1 protein-coding gene and 1 pseudogene are annotated in these 1,597 nt (G+C 60.3%); both read left to right on the top strand.

Annotation, left to right across the window (positions count from 1 at the left end):
- A pseudogene (locus ABJK56_RS17410) lies at positions 1–905 on the top strand (carbon monoxide dehydrogenase); the annotation flags it as partial.
- 127 nt (positions 906–1,032) lie between these two features.
- Positions 1,033–1,597 (top strand): hypothetical protein (locus ABJK56_RS17405; protein WP_347245953.1); only part of this gene is annotated, 565 nt, incomplete at its 3' end.

The raw sequence follows: 1,597 nt of genomic DNA, 5'->3' as shown, positions 1-1,597 counted from the left end.
AGTGCTACGGGACGAAGTTTTTCACCACCAACCCGCGGGCCAAGATCGAAGGGGCGCAGCACATCGAGTTTCATGAGCACCATCCGCGGGAGTGCACGAACAAGGTGGTGGAGATGGCCATCGAGCGGTTCAAGAACAGGCCGGGCCGGGTGGTCATTCCGCAGCGCCGGGACATGGGCGTGCACGGGTTCAGCCACGAGTATATCAACTACATGCTGGGCGGGACGTTTCGGGGAAGCTACACGCCGCTCAACGAAAACATCATCAACGGTCGGATCCGGGGTGTGGCGGGTGTTGTGGGCTGTACCAACCCGCGGGTGAAGCAGGACTGGGTGCATGTGGAGCTGGTCAAAGAGCTCATCAAGAACAACGTCTTGGTGGTGCAGACGGGCTGTTCGCAGATCGCTTTGGCCAAGGCGGGCCTCATGAAGCCGGATGCGGCGGTTTTGGCCGGAGACGGGTTGGCGGAAGTGTGCGAGACGGTGGGCATGCCGCCGGTTCTCGGGTGCGGCTCCTGCGTGGACAACAGCCGCATTCTCATCGCCTGCGCGGAGATGGTGCGCGTGGGGGGGTTGGGCAACAGCATTGCGGATCTTCCCGTGGCGGGGGCGGCTCCGGAATGGATGAGCGAGAAGGCCATCAGCATCGGGCAGTACTTTGTGGCCTCGGGGGTTTTTACGGTCTTTGGGGTGACGTTCCCGACGCTTGAGGGGACCAAGTTCCACAAGCTCCTTTTCGAGGGGCTGGAGGAGATGGGCTTCGGCAAGTGGGGTTTTGCGACGGATCCTTACGAGATGGCCCACATGATGATCGCCCATATCGACAAGAAGCGGGAAGCCTTGGGGATCATGGGCCCGCGGGAACGCAAGCTCTTCGATATGGCCGACCGCCGCGCCCTGGACTAGGTCGTGTGAGGGGCCCCCGGTTTGGCTTCCGGGAGCCGGTGGGCCCTTTGTGGAGAAAATCCGGCTCGGAGCCGGATTCGTTCGCGGGTGAACGGACGACAGTGTCCTTAAGAAAAGGAGTTTCCCTATGTCTCGGTTGGTGGCTTTTGCCGCAATTCAAGGTGCGTATAATATCGTGTCCAAGGTTGAGGGCAAGTTCAAGGAGGCCATGGACAAATACGGCCCGAACCAGCCCTTGGAATTCCCCAACACGGCCTATTATCTGCCGATCATTTACTCCATCTTGGGCATCAAGGTGGAAAAGCTGGCCGATGCCGAACCCGTGTTGGAACGATGCAAGAAACTCTTGCCGCCGCACATCAAGGGGCGGATCCATACGCCGTACCTCGGCGGCACGTTGGATGCCGGGATGGCGGCCATCCTGGCCGAAGAGATTTTTGAAGCCATCCGCTACGTGGAAGATCCGGATTTCTATCAAGCCGTGGAGGATCCGGACGTGGAAGCCGGAAAGCTGTGGGTGGGTGCCGCGGACGACACTATCATGCGCAAGCGCGGCATCGAGTTCGTGGACGGCAGCGCCCCCGGTTTCGCTGCCATCGTGGGGGCGGCACCCGATCCGGAAACGGCGAAAATGATTGCCGAAGAGTACCAGAGAAAGAACCTTTACGTGTTCATGTGCGCCAATCAAGCCG

Source organism: Thermogutta sp. (assembly GCF_039793925.1).
Lineage (GTDB): Bacteria > Planctomycetota > Planctomycetia > Pirellulales > Thermoguttaceae > Thermogutta.
The sequence above is the reverse complement of the archived record's forward strand: the minus strand, read 5'-3'. Positions and strand labels throughout refer to the sequence as shown.